We start from the raw sequence: 1396 nt of genomic DNA, 5'->3' as shown, positions 1-1396 counted from the left end.
GCCCCGGAGGTCTGCCTGGCGGCGGACAGCTTCCGCCACCCCTACCCCGGAATGGCGAACAACTCTGACCGGCTGCACCGGCCGGCCCGCTGACCCACCCGTTCACGGGCCGGCCGGTTCTGCAGGCGGCAGACTGCAGTCATTGAAAAACGAAAGCACGACAATTGTGGGAAGCCCTGATGATGCTGCGGCTGATCGCCTCCATCGGCCCAGGCCTGCCGATCGGCCACCGCGCCCGCTCCACGCCATTGGTCCTGCCGGCGGAGACGCTCAAGGGCGCGATCCGGCTGAGCTTCGCCGCCTACCGCCTATCGCTTCCGCTCTCCGACCCTTCAAGCAGCAAGAATCATGACCAGAAAATTGCGTAAGAGGCATCTCCTCCTGCTGGCCGCATTGGTTGCGCTCGCCGCCGTCGTGGCGCTGAAAGCCTATGGCCGCGGCGCGCCCGAACCAGCGGCGCGGACGGCCGCTCAGGCCGCCACGCTGACCGTTTCCGTCGAGGTGGTCCGCTCCGAGGCGATCACGGCTTCCGTCAGCGCCACCGCCACGGTCGCCGCCTGGCAGGAAGCGACGATTGGAGCGGAGGAGAGCGGCTTGCGCCTGACCGACGTGCTGGTTGCCGAAGGCGATCATGTGAAGGCGGGCGATGTCGTGGCCCGGCTGGATGACTCGCTGCTCAAAGCCCAGCTCGCGGAGCAGAAGGCAGCGGTCGCGGAGGCGCAGGCGACGCTTGAATCCGCGAAATCGGCAGCCGCCCGCGCCGACAAACTCTTGGCCAGCAACGCCGTCAGCGCCGAGACTGCAGAGGAGAAGACAACCGCCGTCAAGACCGGCAAGGCTGGGGTCGACCAGGCGCAAGCCGCCACTGAGCGGCTGCAGGCCGAGCTCGACCGCACCACCATCCGTGCGCCGTTCGATGGCATCGTCTCCAGCAAGCCGGCGGTCGCCGGGTCGATCGTCCAGGCCGGAACCGAACTGATGAAGATCATCCGCGACGGCAGGCTGGAGGTCGGCGTGCTTGTGCCCGAGAAGGACCTGGCGGCGATCTCCGTTGGGCAGGCCGCCGACGTTGTCGACGCCTCCGGCCGCCACTTTGCCGGCAGCGTTTCCTCGATCGCCGAAACGGTCAACACCACCACGCGGCTCGCCACCGTCTATGTCTCGCTCGGCGAAGCCTCCCGCCTGAAGCCGGGCATGTTCGCCCGCGTCTCGATCGCGACCGCCGCCTCGCAACGGCTGAGCGTCGCCGAAGCCGCGCTTGTCTGGCATGACGGCAAGCCGGCTGTCTTCGTCGTCGACGCTGCCGACAAGGTCAGCGCGCGTCTCGTCACGACCGGCACGCGCCAGAGCGGCCGTGTCGCCATCGAAAGCGGTCTCTCCGAAGGCGATCATGTCG

Annotated in this window: 2 protein-coding genes; both read left to right on the top strand. The window is 68.2% G+C overall.

All coding sequences use genetic code 11. The features are described 5' to 3' along the window. The first annotated feature begins 179 nt into the window (after window positions 1-179). Window positions 180-368 carry a hypothetical protein gene (locus EN742_RS35050; RefSeq protein WP_245455453.1) on the top strand — a complete coding sequence of 63 codons (189 nt, stop codon included), beginning with the start codon at window positions 180-182 and terminating at the stop codon, window positions 366-368. Further along, a partial coding sequence (locus EN742_RS35045; RefSeq protein WP_128333887.1) for an efflux RND transporter periplasmic adaptor subunit occupies window positions 349-1396 on the top strand: 1048 nt, incomplete at its 3' end. The genes EN742_RS35050 and EN742_RS35045, both read left to right, overlap by 20 nt.

It is taken from the genome of Mesorhizobium sp. M4A.F.Ca.ET.020.02.1.1, assembly GCF_004022645.1.
Classification (GTDB): domain Bacteria; phylum Pseudomonadota; class Alphaproteobacteria; order Rhizobiales; family Rhizobiaceae; genus Mesorhizobium.
This window is presented reverse-complemented; position numbering and strand designations above follow the sequence as displayed.